The organism is Burkholderia sp. BCC0405 (assembly GCF_902833075.1).
GTDB lineage: Bacteria > Pseudomonadota > Gammaproteobacteria > Burkholderiales > Burkholderiaceae > Burkholderia.
On sequence record NZ_CADFEO010000074.1, the window covers coordinates 1 to 359 of the forward strand.

General features: G+C 62.7%; 1 pseudogene. It reads right to left on the bottom strand.

What is annotated here, in order from left to right:
- Positions 1 to 310, bottom strand: a pseudogene (locus tag HWX36_RS36755) (helix-turn-helix domain-containing protein); the annotation flags it as partial.
- Positions 311 to 359: the final 49 nt, after the last annotated feature.

A 359-nucleotide genomic window follows, 5' to 3' on the forward strand; every position in this document is an offset into this window, starting at 1 on the left:
GAACCAAGTCGCCCAGCGCCGTGCGGCCACCGGTGTACCCCATGGCCCGAATCTCGCGCAGCAGTCGCTCGACGCTCAGGTCGGGAAACTCGCGTACACGTTCGGTGACGTAGTGAACGAACGGATCGACCACGCACGGTCGCGGTGCGCGCGGCCCGTAACGCGGCGCCTGAACGCCATTCCTGATGTATTTACGAACGGTCTTGCGGTCCATACTCAGTCGAACAGCGATGGCCGAAATACTCAGCCCTTGCCGGTGCAATTCCAGAATCGTCATCACTTCCTCCAGCTCGACCACCGACACCCCCACGACGGATCTCCAGGGCGATATGGTCGGCGATCGACAGGACGGCGCAGCT